Origin of the sequence: Microbulbifer elongatus (genome assembly GCF_020524885.1) — a bacterium.
GTDB classification, from domain to species: Bacteria; Pseudomonadota; Gammaproteobacteria; order Pseudomonadales; family Cellvibrionaceae; genus Microbulbifer; species Microbulbifer elongatus_A.
Genome location: NZ_JAIVKJ010000001.1, coordinates 1,654,483 through 1,670,811 on the forward strand (window position 1 = coordinate 1,654,483; position 16,329 = coordinate 1,670,811).

General features: G+C 56.8%; 15 protein-coding genes. 5 read left to right on the forward strand and 10 right to left on the reverse strand.

Annotated features, from left to right (window positions below):
- Positions 1-3: 3 nt before the first annotated feature.
- Genes LC059_RS07020 through LC059_RS07060 form a run of 9 tightly spaced genes read right to left on the reverse strand, consistent with a single transcriptional unit; the run spans position 4 to position 7,811 of the window.
- Positions 4-246 (reverse strand): HypC/HybG/HupF family hydrogenase formation chaperone, encoded by a 243-nt coding sequence (locus LC059_RS07020; RefSeq protein WP_226703090.1) that lies wholly within the window; start codon positions 244-246, stop codon positions 4-6.
- Entirely contained in the window at positions 237-2,576 is a 2,340-nt protein-coding gene (gene hypF / locus LC059_RS07025; RefSeq protein ID WP_226703091.1) for a carbamoyltransferase HypF, read from the reverse strand. Before hypF ends, LC059_RS07020 begins: the two co-directional genes overlap by 10 nt.
- Positions 2,566-2,838 (reverse strand): hydrogenase maturation nickel metallochaperone HypA, encoded by a 273-nt coding sequence (locus LC059_RS07030; RefSeq protein WP_226703092.1) that lies wholly within the window; start codon positions 2,836-2,838, stop codon positions 2,566-2,568. The genes hypF and LC059_RS07030 overlap by 11 nt, the downstream gene beginning before the upstream one ends.
- On the reverse strand, positions 2,820-3,305 hold the full coding sequence (locus LC059_RS07035; RefSeq protein WP_226703093.1) for a hydrogenase maturation protease: 486 nt from the start codon (positions 3,303-3,305) through the stop codon (positions 2,820-2,822). The genes LC059_RS07030 and LC059_RS07035 overlap by 19 nt, the downstream gene beginning before the upstream one ends.
- On the reverse strand, positions 3,302-4,621 hold the full coding sequence (locus LC059_RS07040; RefSeq protein WP_226703094.1) for a Ni/Fe hydrogenase subunit alpha: 1,320 nt from the start codon (positions 4,619-4,621) through the stop codon (positions 3,302-3,304). Before LC059_RS07040 ends, LC059_RS07035 begins: the two co-directional genes overlap by 4 nt.
- Positions 4,608-5,429 carry an oxidoreductase gene (locus tag LC059_RS07045; protein ID WP_226703095.1) on the reverse strand — a complete coding sequence of 274 codons (822 nt, stop codon included), beginning with the start codon at positions 5,427-5,429 and terminating at the stop codon, positions 4,608-4,610. Before LC059_RS07045 ends, LC059_RS07040 begins: the two co-directional genes overlap by 14 nt.
- Positions 5,405-6,214 (reverse strand): FAD/NAD(P)-binding protein, encoded by an 810-nt coding sequence (locus LC059_RS07050; protein ID WP_226703096.1) that lies wholly within the window; start codon positions 6,212-6,214, stop codon positions 5,405-5,407. The genes LC059_RS07045 and LC059_RS07050 overlap by 25 nt, the downstream gene beginning before the upstream one ends.
- The gene (locus LC059_RS07055; protein WP_226703097.1) at positions 6,211-6,684 is read right to left on the reverse strand and encodes a cyclic nucleotide-binding domain-containing protein; all 474 of its coding nucleotides are present in this window, start codon (positions 6,682-6,684) and stop codon (positions 6,211-6,213) included. Before LC059_RS07055 ends, LC059_RS07050 begins: the two co-directional genes overlap by 4 nt.
- Positions 6,685-6,689: 5 nt before the next feature.
- Complete coding sequence (locus tag LC059_RS07060) at positions 6,690-7,811, reverse strand: 4Fe-4S dicluster domain-containing protein (RefSeq protein WP_226703098.1); 1,122 nt, start codon at positions 7,809-7,811, stop codon at positions 6,690-6,692.
- A 141-nt stretch (positions 7,812-7,952) separates the two neighbouring features.
- Here LC059_RS07060 and LC059_RS07065 point away from each other — a divergent pair, with 141 nt between their 5' ends.
- From LC059_RS07065 to LC059_RS07085, 5 genes are all read left to right on the forward strand, one after another.
- Positions 7,953-8,501 carry a GNAT family N-acetyltransferase gene (locus LC059_RS07065; RefSeq protein ID WP_226703099.1) on the forward strand — a complete coding sequence of 183 codons (549 nt, stop codon included), beginning with the start codon at positions 7,953-7,955 and terminating at the stop codon, positions 8,499-8,501.
- 78 nt (positions 8,502-8,579) lie between these two features.
- The gene (gene gap / locus LC059_RS07070; RefSeq protein ID WP_226703100.1) at positions 8,580-9,578 is read left to right on the forward strand and encodes a type I glyceraldehyde-3-phosphate dehydrogenase; all 999 of its coding nucleotides are present in this window, start codon (positions 8,580-8,582) and stop codon (positions 9,576-9,578) included.
- Between the two features lie 23 nt (positions 9,579-9,601).
- Positions 9,602-10,519, forward strand: coding sequence for a 1-phosphofructokinase family hexose kinase (locus LC059_RS07075; RefSeq protein ID WP_226703101.1), 918 nt, complete (start codon positions 9,602-9,604; stop codon positions 10,517-10,519).
- A gap of 8 nt (positions 10,520-10,527) precedes the next feature.
- Positions 10,528-12,942 (forward strand): phosphoenolpyruvate synthase, encoded by a 2,415-nt coding sequence (gene ppsA, locus LC059_RS07080; protein WP_226703102.1) that lies wholly within the window; start codon positions 10,528-10,530, stop codon positions 12,940-12,942.
- 54 nt (positions 12,943-12,996) lie between these two features.
- Complete coding sequence (locus LC059_RS07085; protein ID WP_226703103.1) at positions 12,997-13,407, forward strand: low affinity iron permease family protein; 411 nt, start codon at positions 12,997-12,999, stop codon at positions 13,405-13,407.
- Positions 13,408-13,437: 30 nt separating this feature from the next.
- Here LC059_RS07085 and LC059_RS07090 read toward each other — a convergent pair whose 3' ends face one another.
- Positions 13,438-16,128 carry a cation-translocating P-type ATPase gene (locus tag LC059_RS07090; protein WP_226703104.1) on the reverse strand — a complete coding sequence of 897 codons (2,691 nt, stop codon included), beginning with the start codon at positions 16,126-16,128 and terminating at the stop codon, positions 13,438-13,440.
- Between the last annotated feature and the right edge of the window lie 201 nt (positions 16,129-16,329).

The window sequence follows — 16,329 nt, forward strand, 5'->3', positions numbered from 1 at the left end:
GGGTTACTCCAGCTCCTGCAGATCACCAATCTGTTCGAGATAGTGGAATATCCGCTGTGCCTCCCGCTCGTTCACCCTGCTGATGGCAAACCCCACGTGCACAATCACATAATCCCCAACCACGGCTTCCGGGACGTAGGCGATATTGATGTCCTTGCATATACCGCCAAAACTCACCCGTGCGGTGCGCTCCAGCGGAGCGAGATTGATAAATTCCTCGATTCGGCCGGGTATGCCTAGACACACAGCTGACCACCCTCCTCGCTGGCAACAGCACAATCTGCCATGCAGCGCGCGAAATAGATCTGGCCGAGCGCGATACCACCGTCATTGGGTGGCACTTTGCTGTGACTGAGCACCTGGAAACCATTGCTCCGCAAGAGCGTTGTCGTACCTTCCAGCAGGCGTTTGTTTTGAAATACACCGCCGGTAAGAAATACACGGTGCTCGGCGGCATCACGCGCGACTGCCAGAATCATGTGTGAGAGCGCATTGTGAAATGCGGCGGCTGTGTCGGCAGCCGTAATCCCGCAACTTGTATCGTCCAACATTGCCCTTACCATCGGCGCCCAATCCAGCTTTCCGTCATTGATGCTGAAAGAAAAATGACGGTCAGTGATAGAAGGCCGTGCCGCATACTCTACCGCCATCGCCGCCTGCCCCTCGAAGCTGACTGATTGAACCAGCCCCAGAATCACCGCCACCGCGTCAAACAGGCGGCCCATGCTCGAGCAACGCGGCGTATGGATACCACGCTCGAGCATGGTCCGCACAACAGAAAGCTGCGAGGGCGAAAACAGTCTTCGTACCGGCTCCATCGAAAACGCCTGCTCGCCAAGGCATTCGTACAGCAGTCCCAGCAAGATTCGTCGGGGGTCGCGAATCGCCTGTTCACCGCCAGGCAACGGAAACTCGCGCAGGCTGGCAAACCGCCTCACCGATCCTCGTCCGTCCCAGTGCAAAAACTCACTGCCTCGCAGGCTGTTGTCTTCACCAAAGCCGCTTCCGTCCCAGCAAACGCCCAGGGCTGCGTCACGGTAGTGGTGTTCAGCCATACAGGAAAACAGGTGCGAGATATGGTGCTGGACTTCTACCGGCTCGCGTGGCGCCTGGCCACTTTTGCCTCGCCACTCGTTGCGTGCCCAGCGACTGGACACATAGCCCGGGTGCAAATCGCAAAGCACGGTTTCCGGCAGCTGTCCGTACAAGAGCGCCACATCATCAATGGCACAGGTAAACTGCTGCAGCGTCCGTCGATCCTGCAGATCCCCGATATGTGCACTCATGTTGACAATATTGCCGTGACAGGACGCGACGCAGTTTTTGAGGTCGGCGCCCAGTGCGAGTAACGGAGGGTGACTTGTCGCGGTCTTCGGTAACGTGAGCTGCTGCGGCGCATAGCCCCGCGCACGGCGAAGCAGTACCGCTCGCCCCTCCATTACACGGACGACCGAATCGTCCAGCGGCCTGAGGATCTTGCGGTCATGCAGTAAAAAGCAGTCGGCAATTCTACCGAGCCGCTGCATTGCCTCGTCGTTACCGATACAGATCGGCTCACCGGCCACATTGCCACTGGTTGCTACCAACGGACGTTTGAACATCTTCATCAAGAGATGATGCAGCGGTGAACTGGGCAGCATAACCCCGAGGTTTGGATTTCCAGGTGCCACTGCAGGGCAAACATGTTTGTATGCTTGAAACTGTGCCTCAACGATAGCGATGGGCCTTTGTGGAGCGCGAAGCACGGCTTCTTCTACTGCCGAGACAACGCAGTCAGCGCGCAGGCTGTCCAAGTCCGGATAGAGCAGTGCGAAGGGTTTGTGCGGGCGCAGCTTGCGGTCGCGCAGTCTTTTTACCGCACCGGTATTGCCGGCATCCACAAGCAGCTGAAATCCCCCGACGCTTTTCAGTGCCACTATCTTACCCGTGCGAATGGCCGATACCGCCTCACCGAGCGCGTCCCTTCCCTCCGCGAGGGAGCTTCCATCTTGGTTCTGGAGCATCAATCGCGGCCCGCAGTTCGGGCACGCAATCGGCTCAGCGTGAAACCTGCGGTCATCGGGGTCGTGGTATTCGCGTGTACAGTCGTCGCACAAAGGGAAATCCTTCATGGCGGTATGGGCGCGATCGTAGGGTAAGCGCTCGACAATACTAAGGCGCGGGCCACAGCGCGTGCAGTTAGTAAACGGGTAGCGAAAACGTCGGTTGGTTGGGTCGGAAAGCTCCCGCAGGCAGTCGTCACAGGGCGCCAGGTCCGGGGGAATCACAGTGCCCGTGGTAATACCGGGCTTACTTGAGAGGATTCGGAAGCCGCTATCCCGCACTAACGGAATCGATCGTGCCGAAACAGCGCCAATTTCCGCAAGCGCAGGTTTTTCCCGCTCCAGTGCCTGCACAAACTGCCTGAGATCCGTGCCCTTGCCCTCCACCTCCACAGAGACACCCGCGCCGTTGTTCTCGATCCATCCGCTCAGGTGAAACCTATTCGCGAGACGATAGACAAAGGGGCGAAAGCCGACCCCCTGCACCTGCCCAGAAATATCGAGCCGCTGGCGTTCGCGATTCCTAGTGCGCATCGGGCTGTTCGAATTCCAGGCTGTCGAGAATGATGTCCTGAGCCTCGGCGTGGTGGATGTCTGGTTGCTCCTCAATGTGGAGTTTGAGCCCCTCCAGCGCAGTGCCGGCGGTGGCCTGTTCAAAATGCTCCCGCAGGTGTTCTGGCGAAATATGCGCAAGCGCCCCGAGGCGGAGCTTTGCGGAAATCAACCGTCCCTGTTCCACATCCGCCACTCGATGAATTTTTTCGAGCAGATTATTGATCAGTGATTGCTCATGCATGGGGCACCTCCAGTGTGCGTATTCAGCAAAGTGAGAATCTCCTTTACGACTGTTTCCGCAGCAGCCTGTACGCGCGGTGACAGCCCCTCGCCGATGGCAAAATTGTTTCCGCAGATTCCGTAGATACGCAGTGACCGCGGCAATGCGTCCATGATGCGCGCCATCTCCAGTGCTTCTACGAGATTGATGCCGTGGCTCGATGTAGTACAAAGCGTTGGCAATACCTCTTCCGCCAACCCGTCGAGGCAAAGAACGGCACCGGTCTCGGCCTTTTCTGTGGCCACAGCGTCTACCAGGCAAACATGCTGTCCTTTCCAGACTTCAAGCAGATTGACCATATCACCGCCATTTTCGATGCAGGGTACCGCCGGCTCGATCTGTGGTCGCAGTCGCTGCAAAACATACGGTCCGACACTGTCATCACCGCGAAAATGGTTGCCAAGGCTTATTACGACCCAGTCGCTCATACCCCGGTCCTTGGAGCTTGCTCAAGCTTCAGTCTGAGAAAATGGGTGGAACAGGAAATACAGGGGTCGTAATTGCGGATTGCCTGTTCACACTGTGCCTGCAACTGCTTCTCCGGAAGATGCATGAACTTCGGCAGCATCAGGCGCAAGTCATCCTCAATGGTTTTCTGATTCTGGGATGTGGGGGCGACTATCTTTGCGTCGACGATCTTGCCCGAATCGTCGATTTGATAGCGGTGGTAGAGTAGTCCCCGGGGGGCCTCGGTAGCACCATAACCAGTTCCCGCGCGAGGCTCGGCAGTGACATGGGCAGCATCGGGTTTCCGGTAGCCATCGATGATCCGGATGGCTTCATCAAAGGCGTATAAAACCTCAAGGCTGCGCACCACAATGCTCTGGAATGGATTGGCGCAAAATGGCGGGAAGCCGACCTCATCGGCCAGTTGACGCACCAGTGGTGACAGTAGTGCATAGTTGATGTTGTAGCGCGCCATCGGCCCGACAAAATAGGCCCCGCGCTCGATGAGAGTGCTATGAAGCGCACTGCTGTACTCGATATGCTCTTCCCGGAAATGATTGTCGTAGGCGCTAGCCGGTATCGAGAGGCCTCGGGTCGAGGCGATTTGCCCCCGGCTCATCGGGTATTCGTCCTCGTGTGACAGGGACACGAATTCATACTGCTGGGATTGTTCGCGCTCGAATTTCGGAAATAGCAGGGACGCCGCCCAGCGCACCGTATTCATGGCCATGTCCCGGGCGTGTAGCAATTCCTCGCGCAGCGGCTTTAGCTCGACGGCCCGGGGGGCGCGGTAAAACCCGCCGACCCGCACATTTATGGGATGCACCTCCCTGCCCCCCAGGAGACTGACAATGGCGTTGCCGGCCTTTTTAATACGCAGTCCATCCTGCACAATGGCTGGGTGGTCCTTGGCCATCGCTACCGCGCTCGGGTAACCAAGAAAGTCCGGCGCGTGCAGCATGTAGATGTGCAGGGTGTGGCTTTCTATCCACTCACCGCAATAGATCAAGCGGCGCAACGCATGCAGCTCTGGGGGTAGCTTCAGGTGCAGTGCATCTTCCATCGCATGCACGGAGCTCATCTGATAGGCAATCGGACAAATGCCACAGATGCGGGCAGTGATGTCCGGCGCTTCGCGGAAATCGCGGCCGCGCATAAAGCCTTCAAAAAAGCGTGGGGGCTCGAAAATCTTCAGTTTGACCTCGTGGACGCCGGCATCATCGTATCGCACATACAGCGCGCCCTCGCCCTCCACCCGCGCCAGGTAATCGACCTTGATGGTTTTATTCTTGGCCACCACCGTCCTCCCGCCTTCGGCTCGCCGCCTCAAACACAGGGTCGGCGGCATTGAAGTTCCGCAGATTCTCGATCACTACCGTTTTCTCTGCCCCCAACTCCTGCTGCCACCAATCGCAGAGGGATGTGGTATTGGGATTTTCTTTCGGGCCAAAGCATCCGTAGCAGCCGCGGGAATATGCCGGGCAAATCGCACCGCAGCCCGCGTGTGTCACCGGACCCATACAAGGGGTGCCGTGTGCGACCCAGACACAGACATTACCGCGCATTTTGCATTCGATGCATACGGAGTGCGCGGGCACCTGAGGTGGACGCCGGTGCAGAAAAGCACTGATCACCTCCAAGAGCTGCCGCTTGTTGATCGGGCATCCATTCAGTTCAAAATCTACCGGCACATGGGCGCTGATGGGCGTAGAAGTTTTTAACGTATCGATGTATTCAGGGTGTGCGTAAACCGCTGCGATAAAGTCGTCGACATCGGCAAAATTACGCAGTGCCTGAATCCCGCCAGCGGTGGCGCAGGCACCGATACTCACCAGTATTTGAGACTGGGCACGAATCTCGCGAATACGTTTTAGCTCGTCCGGCGTGGTCACGGAACCTTCTACCAGCGAGAGGTCGTAGGGCCCGGGCGCCGGGTCGCTCGCGGCTTCCATAAAATAGGCAATGTCCACACACCCAGCCAGCTGCAGGAGTTCATCTTCACAGTCCAGCAGGCTTAGCTGGCAACCGTCACAGGAGGTGAATTTCCACACCGCCAGGCGCGCCTTGCCATTCATTGAATCTAGAGTGCGCGCAGGTTGAACCACGACCGTACACTCCCGTAGCTGAATACCGGCCCGTCCTTGCACACGAAGTTGGGGCCCCACTGGCAGTGGCCGCAAAGACCGGTGGCGCACTTCATATTGCGCTCCATCGACAAGTAAATATCGGACTCCGACAGCCCCTTGGTAAGCAGCGTCTGGATGCAGAATCGCATCATCACCTCGGGGCCACAAAGGAAAGCAACAGCCTTACCGCCATTGATATCGGCAGTCTCCAAAGGCTGGGTAATCACACCAACGCGCCCACGCCAGGTGCTATCGCCCTGGTCCACCGTCAAGGTGATATCCAGGGAATCTGCCCAGCGTTCTAGCTCGCTCCGGTAAAGGATTTCATCGGGGTGCCGGGCACCATAGAACAACCGTACCCGGGCTGCCCCATGTGCCTTATCCCGCAGGCTGTAGAGCAATGGTCTTAAGGGCGCCATCCCCACGCCGCCGGCAATGATAAGAACCTCCCGTCCCGCAACAGTGTCAATCGGCCATCCACACCCGAACGGCCCTCTTACACCAATCGCGTCGCCCTTTTGAAGTCGTGCGAGAGCCTGGGTGGCTAACCCCTGACTGCGAATAGTATGTTGGTAGACACCGGTATCCGCGGGTGAACCGCTCAATGAAATGGCCACTTCGCCAGTGCCGAATGCGTACAGCATATTAAATTGCCCGGGCTTGAATCGAGGCAGTGCACTTTCGCCCTCCCGGCGAATGCCCAGCGTGAAAGTCCCGGAAAACTCCTCTTTACGTTCATCGATACGAAACAGCGCCGGTATCATTGCCCGGGATCCAACGGTGGGCGCTGCTGGCTGTAAATGTCCATCAACTGCATTCGGGTGGCTTGCAGCCTCTGGGTAACAATACGGGCAAAGCGCTTCAACAGCTCCGCGCCCATGGCGGTGTCCGTTTCGCATTTCTCCCTAAGGCATTTACCGTCCAGGCGAATCGCGTGTACTTCATCGACGGCACGGGCATCAAAGGTCCACATATACGGTGGAAACAACCAGGACCAGCCAAAGATATCGTTATCGTGCAGCGTCTGCAGACAAATAGCACCGTAGTTCGGCACAAAGCACTCCACTGCAACCTGCCCTGCCCGGATAAGGTAAAAATGGTCCGCAGGCTCGTTCTCCCGTGCTATGTAATCACCGGCGTTGTAGATATGGTTTTCACCGCATCCCGCAATGAAGTCCAGATGGCTTTCATCCATGCCTTTGAAGAATGGATGCTCGTGCAGTAAATCCGCCATGCTTTTCATTCTTTCTCTAGTTCCCTTATTCGTTGGAGTTCTTCGGTCAAATCTATTCCCACCGGGCACCAGGCGATGCAGCGGCCACAGCCAACACAGCCGGAAGTGCCAAACTGATCGTGCCAGGTGGCCAGTTTGTGTGTCATCCACTGGCGGTAGCGGGAACGGGTATCGGCGCGCACCGCGCCGCCAGAGATGTAGCTGAACTCACCTGTAAAACAGGAATCCCAGCGCTCCCAGCGTTCCGCGTTGTCACCACTCAAATCAGTGGTGTCTTCCACGGTTGAGCAGAAACAGGTAGGACACGCCATAGTGCAATTCGCGCAACTCAGGCAGCGATCCGCCAACTTATCCCAAGCCTGGCTTTCATAATTTCGGTAGAGAAGCTCCTTCACATCCGAGCTATCGAAGCTTCTCACGCCCTGCGCCATTTGCGACACCGCGCTCTGAACAGCTCGCTCGGCCAGCTTCTTCACCTCCACTTCCGCCGGCTGAACCGGTAGCTGCTGGAGAATGCCTTGACCTCGCTCAGATCCGGCAGAGATCAGGAAAAGATGTCTTTCAACATCAATGACCTCGGTCATAGTCAGGTCTGCCGGCAGTGTCACCTCAGGACCTGTATTCATCGAGGTACAGAAACACGTATTTGCTGCATAGATGCAGTTCACCGCGATCAGCAGCAGAGGTTCTCGGCGTTTGGCGTAACTGTCATTGGTATAGTGGTCCCCGAGGAAGACGCGATCCTGAATGGCAATGGCGTGGAGTTCACAACTACGAACCCCGAGAAAGGCCAGCGATGGCGCAGGTTCTTCAATGGCGACTATCTGGATGCCGCTACTATCCTTTCTCGCCTGCCATACCTTCCTGCGTGGTAGCTGCAGAAATTTCTTCCACGATTGTGGGCCCATGGCGTAGCCAAAATAGGCACCGTCATCCCGTCGTTTCAATCGATACTGGCCTTTCTCCTGCTCATCTTTCCAGCCACGGGGAAGGTCGGACGCAGATTGAATGTCATCGTAGACAATAGCGCCGTCCCGAATGACAGGGCCCACAAGCTGGTGACCCTGCGCGCGTATTACCTGGATCAGTACATCCAGGTCTTCGGCCTTCAACTGAAATCGTTGCATTAACCCGCGCTCCCACCGCCCCTGACCGCCGAAGATTATGCACCTAATGCCTCTGTGGATTGGGCGGTACCAAGCGCACAGAACTATTATTCAGGACGAGTGTAGAAACGGACGGCCCCACTTGAGAGGAGACAGGTGACAATGTCGAGCGAAAACCATCACGAAGCACTGTCCAGAACGGTTACCGAGAAGTTGCGAAATGGTCAGGTTGTCACTATCCGTCCGCTGGACAGAGCGGATATCGACCTTGAGCGCGAATTTATTACCGGCCTGTCACCGGAATCGCGCCATTTCCGCTTTCTAGGCGGCGGTGGTGCACCGAGCGAAAAGCAGCTGCAACAGTTAACCGATGTCGATCATGACAAGCGCGAAGCCTTTATTGCCCTGATCGAACAGGATGGGCAAGAAAGTGAAATTGGCGTTTCCCGTTACGCCCTCGACGCTAACGGCAAGGCTGCAGAATGTGCGGTTGTCATCGGCGATGACTGGCAGACGCAAGGGCTGGGAACGCTGTTACTGAATCGGCTGATTGAGACAGCGCGCGCTCGGGGGATCGACCAGCTTTATTCTATCGATTCGGCGGTAAATACCCGGCTACGCGATGTGGCGGTTGCAATGGGCTGGACCTGTCGCGCAGAGCCCAAGGACCCAACCCTGGTTGTCTATACGCTCGATCTGACAGCCACATAAAGAAGATCATGCCGCTAAATCCTCCAGCAATAGCGCGCCTCGCCCACCTGACTGCAAACGGAATTTAGGAAATAGACCATGAGAATCGGCATCAATGGACTTGGACGTATTGGCCGACAAGTACTCCGTATCGCGCTGGAATCGCATCATGGTGGCCTGGAAGTTGTCCATGTAAATGATCTCGCTAGCGTAGAAAGCCTTGCCTATCTCCTGGAGCTAGACACCACCTACCACACCAGGAACCTGAAGGTTCACGGTGAAGGTGATCAATTGTTTGTTGATGGCCAGGCGATTTCCGTCAGTGCAGAAGAAGATCCCGCCAGGCTGCCATGGGGAGAAAAAGGCGTAGATATCGTTTTTGAGTGCACCGGTAATTTCCGCACGAGAGCCGGGGCGTCCAAACACCTCGCTGCGGGCGCCAAAAAGGTGCTGATCTCAGCGCCAGGCAAGAGCATGCTAGACGGTCACTTCGTCGTCGGCATCAACGATCAGCGCTACGACAGGCATCGCCATAACATCATCTCCACCGCAAGCTGTACCACCAATTGCCTGGCGCCGGTGGCAAAGGTTCTTAACGACGAGTTTGGCATTGAGCATGGTTTGATCAATACCATTCACGCATACACTTCCTCACAAAACCTTGTGGATGGACACAATCCCAAACTTCGCCGCGGTCGCGCTGCCGCAGAAAACCTGGTGCCCACCACGACCGGCGCAGCAACCACCATTGGCCTGATCATCCCAGAGTTGTCGGGCAAAATGCATGGCTGTGCCGTGCGGGCACCACTGAAGTGTGGATCGCTGCTGGATCTTACTTGCACCCTAAAAAAAGGAACCAATGTCGACGAAGTCAACAATACGTTCCGGCATTGGGCGCAGGGCCCGTTGAAAGACATCCTTGCGGTTGACGATCGTGAATTGGTGTCCAGTGACATCGTAGGAAGGCCCTACAGCGCCATCGTGACAACTAAAGACACCTGCATGGTGGGAGACAAGTTCCTCAAGGTGTTCGCCTGGTACGACAACGAGTGGGCGTTTTCTCAGCGTTGTGTCGATATGATGACGCGGATGCTGTAACGGCCAGAGTCTCTGCAGAGATCATGTCCATAGTAACGATTACGCTGAACCCTTGTATCGACAAGACCGTCTCCGTCGAACAGGTCCTCCCTGACTGTAAGCTTTCCTGTACCAATGTGCAGGAATATCCCGGCGGTGGTGGGCTTAATGTTGCCAGGGTGGTCAGCCGACTGGGAGCGGATGTCTGTGCTTACTGGACCTGTGGCGGTGAGAACGGGCGGCGGCTGGGGGAATTCCTTGATGAAGAAAAGGTTCCGCACCAGCCAATTACGATCAGTGAAGCCGTGCGCGAAAACCTGATTGTTCGTGAGGAGTCCAGCGGCAACCTCTTTCGGTTCGGAATGCCTGGCCCCATGCTTTCGGATACTGAACGCGAGCACTGGATAGAGCGGATGCGCAAACTGCCACCAACCACCAAGTACGCGGTATTTAGTGGAAGTCTGCCGGAGGGGATGCCGTCTGCATGGTACGAAGAGTTACTGAGAGCGGTACCCCAGGGAGTGTGCCTGCTGGTGGATACCAAACTGGGCGCACTGCGTCGTGCGCTTTCCGTCGGTGTTTACTTGATCAAGCCAAACCTGCGTGAAATGGAAGAGCTGGTTGGCCGTGAGCTTACCGATGACGGCTCTATCGTGCATGCAGCCCGTGACATCGTATCGCGCGGTGCTGCGCAAGTGGTGATTGTCTCGCTCGGCCGAGCCGGTGTAGTACTTGTGACGCGAGATAAGCTTGAGCGGATCCCTGCGCCCGCTGTTCGTTTACAAAGCAAAGTCGGCGCTGGCGATGCCGTGGTTGGTGGCGTGGTCGCTGCACTTTCCGCAGGAAAGACAATTACCGAAGCGACAAAGTTCGGGGTGGCCGCGGGTGCGGCCGCCGTCATGACCCGGGGAACCGAGCTGTGCCACAAAGACGACGTGGAGCAGATATTCAGGAGTCTGTGAATCTTGCTATGACTGAAGCCAACTACATCCGCTGGTTCGCGGACCTGGGATTGGCCGATCTGGCCGAGGTCGGCGGCAAGACGGCATCACTGGGGGAAATGTACCGGTCGCTTACCCCAGAGGGAATCCGGGTCCCCAACGGTTTTGCCATTACTGCCTCAGCCTATCGTGACATGCTCGACCAGGCCAAAGCCTGGGAACCACTGCGCACACTGATCCAATTCCACGCCTCTGCGGTACCCGGAGAGCAGGAGAAAATTGCCAAAGAGGCGCGGACCATCGTCTACGAAGCCGGTTTACCCCATGAACTGGTAACGCAAATTGCCGCAGCCTATGAAAGGCTGTGCGATCAGTACGGGCAGCAAGTGCGGTTGGCGGTGCGCAGTTCCGCAACCGCGGAAGATTTACCTCAGGCAAGTTTTGCAGGACAGCACGACAGCTACCTGAACATAGGCAATCTTGACGGCCTGATTGAAGCCTGTCGGCGCTGCTTCGCTTCGCTGTTCACCGCACGCGCTATCAGCTACCGCGAGCGAAACGGGTTCGACCACTTCAAGGTTTCCCTCGCAGTTGCTGTCATGAAAATGGTGCGCGCGGATCAGGCATCCAGCGGCGTGATGTTTACCCTGGATACGGACAGCGGCTTTCGCGATGTGGTGTTTATCACCTCGGCCTATGGGCTGGGCGAAAATATAGTTCAGGGTGCGGTGGACCCGGATGAATTTTATGTGCACAAGCCCACATACGAGATTGGACACCGCTGTGTGCTGCGGCGGCAGCTGGGCTCCAAACAACTGACTCTGGTGTGTGACCCGGATCTGAACAGCCAGGAACTCCAGAATATTCAAACGCCGGATGTACGTCGCCAGCGGTACAGCCTTAACGATGAAGAGATACTGGAACTTGCGCGGTACGCCATGGCCGCAGAGAAACATTACAGTGCGCAGCGCGGCGAGCCCTGCCCAATGGATCTGGAGTGGGCCAAGGACGGCGACGACGGTCACCTGTACTTGCTCCAGGCACGCCCGGAAACCGTGGTCTCGCGAAAACCGGTTAACCAGTTACAGCGCTACAGGCTTCGCGCCATACCGGAGACGTCCTCGATGCTCGCCGAGGGACGCGCCATCGGCAGTGCCATTGCCAGCGGTACACTCCGCCGAGTTGACGATGTCAATGGGCTTTCGTCGTTCCAGGACGGCGAGATTCTGTTCGCAGCCAGCACCAGCCCAGATTGGGGCCCGGCAATGCGGCGGGCGGCGGCGCTGGTGACCGAACGCGGCGGCCGCACCTGCCACGCTGCGATCGTGGCGCGGGAATTTGGCATTCCTGCCATTGTCGGTATCGGTAGCGAACACCGGCTCCACGACGGACAGGTGGTGACTGTGTCCTGTTCTGAGGGGGATACCGGCCATATCTACGACGGTGATATACCGTTCGATACCACGACGATTCAACTCGATCAGCTGCCGACCCCGCACACGAAAATGATGATCAACCTCGGCAGTCCAGAGCAGGCCTTTCGGCTCAGCGCCCTCCCCTGTGATGGCGTCGGCCTCGCGCGAATGGAATTTATCGTCAATGAGCATATCAAGATCCACCCAATGGCGCTGGTCTGTCCGGACAAAGTCGAGCACACGCAGGATCGCAACACCATTGATGCACTCACTGCCAATTACGACAGTGGTCCGGAATATTTTATCGAGAAGTTATCCGAAGGCATCGGCACCATTGCTGCGGCGTTTTACCCGCGCCCGGTCATCGTGCGCACTTCGGATTTCAAGACCAATGAATATGCGCGCCTGATCGGAGGGAGCGCCTTCGAGCCCCACGAGGAGAACCCCATGCTCGGCTTCCGTGGAGCCGCGCGCTATGCGCACCCCGCCTATGCTGGGGGTTTTGCGCAGGAATGTGCGGCCATCAAGCGAGCGCGCGAAGATATGGGCCTGACCAATATCAAGGTCATGATTCCCTTCTGTCGACGCATACCAGAAGCCGAGCAGGTACTGAAGGCGATGGCTGACCACGGCCTCAAGCAAAGTCACAACGGGCTGGAAGTCTATGTGATGTGCGAGATTCCCAACAACGTGGTGCAGATTGATGGGTTCAGTCAGCTCTTCGATGGCATATCCATTGGTTCCAACGACCTGACCCAGCTAGTTCTGGGGGTTGATCGCGATTCCGACATTGTCGCCTTCGATTTCGACGAGCGGGATCCCGGGGTGTTGGAAATGATCCGACTGGCAATCGAGGGCGCGAAGCGCAATGGCATTCCCGCGGGCATCTGTGGGGAGGCCCCGTCAAACTATCCGGAAGTCGCTGAATATCTGGTAAAGCAGGGAATCACTTCGATCAGCCTCAGTCCGGATGCCCTCTTGCACACTATTGAGAGAGTCGCAGTAATCGAACAGCAGAAAGGTGTCTGAGCCCCTGTACGACAGCGATTTAACCGAGACAGACGATAAGCAGGAGGCCATCGAATGCGTGCAACCAGCTGGTACTCAAAGCTTGCCAAGAATGCAGCCCATTTCTGTGGGCGCCCCAGAGTTTTCGCCAGTGCAGTGGGAATTATTATACTTTGGGCATTATCGGGTCCGATTTTTGGCTTCAGTAATACTTGGCAGCTGATCATCAATACTATTACTACAACGGTCACTTTCCTGATGGTATTTTTGATCCAAAACACCCAGAACCGCGACACAGAAGCTATTCAGGTCAAACTGGATGAACTCATCCGCGCGACCAAGGGGGCGCATAACGCACTGCTTGACCTGGAGGAATTGGATGAAGATAGCCTGCAAGACTTCCTGCATCGGTACGAACATCTCGCCTCCGTCGCGCGGGAAGAGCTGACACGCGGCGTTAAGGACACAGGCACACCGGAGGCCTGAGACAGGCGCAGGCACCTGCACAGTCAGCATTCAAAGTGAGCTTTTTGCTGGCTTCGCTATAAGCGATAGTACTTCCATGGCCAGTAGTTGCAGTAGTGCGATGGTTAATAATGCGCCCCACTGCATGGCGCTAACCGGGGATACTCCGAGCACGTCCTGCATCAGTGGCGAATACAGACACAGTATGTGCAATCCCTGCGCAGCCAGAGTACCCAGCAGCAAAATCGGGTTGGAAAAAAACGGCTGACGAAATATCGAGCGGCTCTCTGACCGACTATTGAAAACCTGCACATTTTCAAACAACACCATCAATAACAGCACACTGTTGCGCGCTTCTTCTACCGCCCATCCATGCTCTAGCAACCAATAGAAACACGTGAAAGCGAGCCCTCCCATCACCAGCCCGGAGACCAGTACCCGCCGCAGCATCACCGGGTTGAATAGCGACTCCTGCGGCGGCCGCGGTGGCCGGTGCATTTCATCGCCCTCCCCCGGCTCCAGAGCGAGCCCTACACTCTGCACACTGTTGGTTACCAGATTGAGCCATAGTAACTGCACCGGCGTCAGCGGCAATGGCAGGCCGAATGTGGTGGTGAGGATAAACAACACCACTTCGGCAGCACCGGTAGAAATCAGGAAGAAAATTACCTTGCGGATATTCTGGTAGGCGATCCGCCCCTCCTCCACGCCTGCAACCACCGAGGCGAAATTGTCATCGGTCAACAACAGGTCGGCGGATTCTTTTGCGACTTCCGTGCCCTGCTCTCCCATGGCCACGCCCACATGTGCGCTGCTCAGTGCGGGGGCATCGTTGACACCATCGCCAGTTACCGCCACAAATTGTCCTTGCCGCTGCAGTGATTGCACGATGATGAGCTTTTGTTCCGGCGATACCCGTGCGTATACGCGGGCATCCGCGGTGAGCGCATCCACTGCCTGCGGCCCATCTGTTTCGGCTTTAGCCAGGTCGATACCAGTTACCGGCTTATCTTCTGCATCGGCCAACTGCAATTCCCGCGCAATGGTCAGTGCGGTGCGCGGATGATCTCCGGTCACCATACATACGTGGATACCGGCGGCCCGACATTCTGCAACGGCGGCGACCGCTTCCGGGCGCAGTGGATCAAACATCCCCACCAGTCCGAGAAGACATAGCCCGCGGAGGTTGTCGGGTACAAAGTGCTCAGGAGTACCCTCCTCGCCATCGGCAAACGCCAATACGCGCGCGCCCTGCTCGGCAAGACCTGCCATCGCAGACAACACTGCCGACTTGTCCAGTGGCATATCGCCATCTGCGGTCACCATGCGATCGCACATCGGCAGCAACTTCTCCAGCGCACCTTTAACACAGATCAGGGAATGCCCGTCCTGATCATTTCCATGTAGTGTGGCGGCAAACCCCAGTGCGGGTTCGTAGTGTATTTGTGCCTGTTGTGGCCAGTGGGTATTGAGAGTGTTGCGTTGCAGCCCGACCTTATGCGCCATAACCAGTAGGGCCTGATCAACCGCGTCACCACTGCTGTGCCATTTACCATTTTTCAGCGGGCGCAGTTCAGCCTCATTGCACAGGGCGGCCACCCTTGCGAGACGGGTCACCCGCATATTGTCATACTCTGGCGAATCCGGTATCGATGGAAGCTTGCCGCCATCAATGGTCACACTCGTGTCATCGAAGAAAACGATTTTGCGCGCGGTAAGACGGTTTTCTGTCAGGGTCCCCGTCTTGTCAGTAGCGATCACCGTACAGGAGCCGAGACTTTCCACCGCTACTAGCTTACGCACAATGACGTGGCGCCTGACCATGCGGCGGGTGCCGATGGAAAGTACCAGGGTAAGCGCCATTGGAAGGCCTTCCGGAATAGCAGAGACCGCGAGCGCTACTGCGGTCATGAAGATCACCAACGGCTCGGTATTACGCGCGAGCTCAATGGTGGCCAACAGCGCTACGGCAATTAAAAGCGCGATGGTGAGCTTTTTACTAAAGCGTTCAATACGCTGGAACAATGGGGGCTTGGCGGATTGAGCGGCTTCCATCGTCAGGCTCAGCTTGCCCATTTCCGTGCGCTTCCCGGTGTCCGTCACCACCGCGCGGCCCCTTCCTGCGGCAACCAATGTGCCGGCGTAGCAGATATTCACCCGCTCGGCGACAGGGGACGCCTTATCGCTCAACACCTCACTGCTTTTGAATACCGGTAGCGATTCTCCGGTGAGTACAGATTCGTCGACCTCCAATCCGATGGATTCCAGCAACCGCATATCAGCGGGCACCCGATCGCCAGAACTCAGCAATACCTGATCACCGGCGACCAGCGCTTCTGCCGGCACTTCTACGATCTCTCCACCACGCACTGCTCTTGCACGAATCACCATCAGCTTGCGCAGAGCCTGTGCACTGCGGTGGGCGTGTCTTTCCTGCAGCGCGCCGATCAGCGCATTGAGCAACAGGATTAGGCCGATAAAAGACGCATCAGCAAACTTACCTGCCACCAATGAAACCACCATTGCCGCTAGCAATACGTAAATGAGTGGACTGATGAATTGGCGCAGGAAAAGGCGCGGGAATCCGGTCAGGCGCGGTTGCGGCAGCGTATTGGGCCCATAGTGCGCCAGGCGCCGAGCAGCTTCTTCGCTACTCAATCCGTCTTCACCGCTCTTCAGAAGCGCTGAGACTTCCGCTGCGGACAGGCTGTGCCAAAGGGGCAATGGTTCGGAGTCGGTCATTTCGGTTTGTAGGAATACAATTGGACGACAAGCGGGAGCCATCGCTATTGCAAAAATAGCATTACATCAACTATATGCTCCCCCACAGAAGCCATGATGCGCAGTGACACTGCCTCGATCTCTCGGGTTAGTCTATTACTGGTAGATAAATTGCCGCGGGTCATACTGCGTACACACGCAGACCGACCAGATCCGCGCACC

What these genes read in the sequence shown, in the direction of transcription:
- hypF (WP_226703091.1), bottom strand. Translation starts at nt 2,576, where the DNA reads ATGCGCACTAGGAATCGCGAACGCCAGCGGCTCGATATTTCTGGGCAG.
- LC059_RS07030 (WP_226703092.1), bottom strand. Translation starts at nt 2,838, where the DNA reads ATGCATGAGCAATCACTGATCAATAATCTGCTCGAAAAAATTCATCGA.
- LC059_RS07035 (WP_226703093.1), bottom strand. Translation starts at nt 3,305, where the DNA reads ATGAGCGACTGGGTCGTAATAAGCCTTGGCAACCATTTTCGCGGTGAT.
- LC059_RS07050 (WP_226703096.1), bottom strand. Translation starts at nt 6,214, where the DNA reads ATGATACCGGCGCTGTTTCGTATCGATGAACGTAAAGAGGAGTTTTCC.
- LC059_RS07055 (WP_226703097.1), bottom strand. Translation starts at nt 6,684, where the DNA reads ATGGCGGATTTACTGCACGAGCATCCATTCTTCAAAGGCATGGATGAA.
- LC059_RS07060 (WP_226703098.1), bottom strand. Translation starts at nt 7,811, where the DNA reads ATGCAACGATTTCAGTTGAAGGCCGAAGACCTGGATGTACTGATCCAG.
- LC059_RS07065 (WP_226703099.1), top strand. Translation starts at nt 7,953, where the DNA reads ATGTCGAGCGAAAACCATCACGAAGCACTGTCCAGAACGGTTACCGAG.
- gap (WP_226703100.1), top strand. Translation starts at nt 8,580, where the DNA reads ATGAGAATCGGCATCAATGGACTTGGACGTATTGGCCGACAAGTACTC.
- LC059_RS07075 (WP_226703101.1), top strand. Translation starts at nt 9,602, where the DNA reads ATGTCCATAGTAACGATTACGCTGAACCCTTGTATCGACAAGACCGTC.
- ppsA (WP_226703102.1), top strand. Translation starts at nt 10,528, where the DNA reads ATGACTGAAGCCAACTACATCCGCTGGTTCGCGGACCTGGGATTGGCC.
- LC059_RS07085 (WP_226703103.1), top strand. Translation starts at nt 12,997, where the DNA reads ATGCGTGCAACCAGCTGGTACTCAAAGCTTGCCAAGAATGCAGCCCAT.
- LC059_RS07090 (WP_226703104.1), bottom strand. Translation starts at nt 16,128, where the DNA reads ATGACCGACTCCGAACCATTGCCCCTTTGGCACAGCCTGTCCGCAGCG.